Genomic DNA, 1,888 nt, shown 5'->3' on the forward strand with positions numbered 1-1,888 from the left:
GATCATCGGCGACGACATCGCCACCGACTACTCGGCGCTGATGTCCAAGGTCGTCGCCAACGGCAACCACCGCGTGAAGTTCCCGCTCAACGAGCCGGCCATCGCCAAGAAGAAGTCGCAGATCGACGAGTACCTCGAGTTCTACCGCGGCGCCGGCGCCCAGCACCTCGCCGTGGCCACCAACGACATCCTCGCCTCCGTCGACGCGCTGCGCGCCAACGGCGTGGAGTTCCTGGACACCCCGGACTCCTACTACGAGGACCCCGAGCTGCGCGAGCGGATCGGCAACGTCCGGGTGCCGATCGAGGAGCTGCAGAAGCGCAAGATCCTCGTCGACCGCGACGAGGACGGCTACCTGCTGCAGATCTTCACCAAGCCGCTCGGCGACCGCCCGACCGTCTTCTTCGAGCTGATCGAGCGGCACGGCTCGCTCGGCTTCGGCAAGGGCAACTTCAAGGCGCTCTTCGAGGCCATCGAGCGCGAGCAGGACGCCCGCGGGAACCTCTGAGCCGCGCGTTCGGAATCACCGGTCAGCCGGTGATTCGGCTGGTTGGCGCGTGTTGCAACGTAGCCGAACCCACTGGATCACCGGTCAGCCGGTGATTCCGCGAGGCCCGGTCAGGCGGGGGCCGCCGCGGTCGCGCGCAGCGCGTGCACCTCGGCGGTCCCCGACGACATCGCCCAGCGGATGGTCCCGGTGGCCAGCGTGCCCAGCGCCTTGACGACGGTGCGCTCGGAGACCGGCAGCCAGGGCAGTCGGAGCGGTCGTCGCGTCCACCGGGGCATCAGGGCGATGCCGGCGGCCATGAGCACGGCGTACGCCGGACGGGCGGCGACGGGCAGGTCCGGGTGCAGCACGAGGAAGCGCACCGCGGCGCGGGCCTCGTCGGTGGCGCGCAGCTCGGGGCGGAAGCTCTCGAGCAGCGCCCGGAGCTCGGCGACCGTGGTCGGCGGGTCGACCACGCCGAGCCTGCCGGCCACCAGCGCGGCCTGGGCGACGTAGGCGTCGCAGCCGGCCTCGTCGAGCGGCCGGGCGCCGTACGTCTGGTGGGCGAGCAGGAAGCTGTCGACCTCCGCGGCGTGCACCCACGCGAGCAGGTGCGGGTCCGAGGCGGCGTACGGCGTGCCGTCCGGCATCGTGCCCGTCACCCGCTCGTGGATGCTCCGCACCGCGCGGATCGCCTGCTCGGCATGGTCGACCGTGCCGAAGGTGGTGACCGCGAGGAACTGGCTGGTCCGCGCCAGGCGTCCCCACATGTCGCCCCGGTAGCCCGAGTGGTCGGCGACGGCCTGCATCGCGGCGGGGTGCATCGTCTGCAGCAGGATCGCGCGGATCCCGCCGATGAACATGGACGCGTCCGCGTGCACCCGCACGATCTCGGAGTCGCGGTCGAACCAGCGCGGACCGGGCGTGCCGTGGATGCGCTCGCGTGCGCGGGGACCGTCCGGTCCCGCGACGCGCCGGAAGATCTCGTGGCCGAGCCGCACGCGCAGGGGGGTCATGTCCCGACCCTACGAGGGGGCCGAAGGCGATGACCGTCGTTGACATGTCGAAAAACGATGCCCTATCGTCCCTCGATAACATCGAAGATCGATATGGGGGCTCCATGACCGGCAGTCGCAGTACCGACCCGCTCCGCACGCTCGAGCGACTGGTCGGGGTGATCGTCACCCTGATGGCGGTCCTGGCCTGCGCCGTCACCGTCGGCGCGATCGCCGGGACGGGCTCGGTCCCCGGGCTGGAGGCCGAGGTGTGCGTGACCACCTCCGGGAACGGGGGGCCCGGGTTCCGGCGGGTGGAGGGGGAGTCCACCGGACCGGTGGGCCTCGCCGAGGGCATCACGTGGCGCGTCGAGCAGGTGCAGATCTGTGACCCCGATCCCGACGG

Annotated in this window: 3 protein-coding genes; 2 read left to right on the forward strand and 1 reads right to left on the reverse strand. The window is 71.5% G+C overall.

Annotation, left to right across the window (positions count from 1 at the left end):
• Positions 1-508: VOC family protein (locus tag ACXJKL_RS20200; protein ID WP_457208783.1), on the forward strand; the 508-nt coding region annotated here is incomplete at its 5' end.
• A gap of 110 nt (positions 509-618) precedes the next feature.
• Here ACXJKL_RS20200 and ACXJKL_RS20205 read toward each other — a convergent pair.
• Complete coding sequence (locus ACXJKL_RS20205) at positions 619-1,503, reverse strand: oxygenase MpaB family protein (RefSeq protein WP_457208784.1); 885 nt, start codon at positions 1,501-1,503, stop codon at positions 619-621.
• A gap of 104 nt (positions 1,504-1,607) precedes the next feature.
• On the opposite strand from ACXJKL_RS20205, the gene ACXJKL_RS20210 reads away from it, so the two are divergent.
• Positions 1,608-1,888 (forward strand): hypothetical protein (locus ACXJKL_RS20210; RefSeq protein ID WP_457208785.1); only part of this gene is annotated, 281 nt, incomplete at its 3' end.

The sequence above is a fragment of the Nocardioides sp. P5_C9_2 genome, from assembly GCF_054049555.1.

What these genes read in the sequence shown, in the direction of transcription:
- ACXJKL_RS20205 (WP_457208784.1), bottom strand. Translation starts at nt 1,503, where the DNA reads ATGACCCCCCTGCGCGTGCGGCTCGGCCACGAGATCTTCCGGCGCGTC.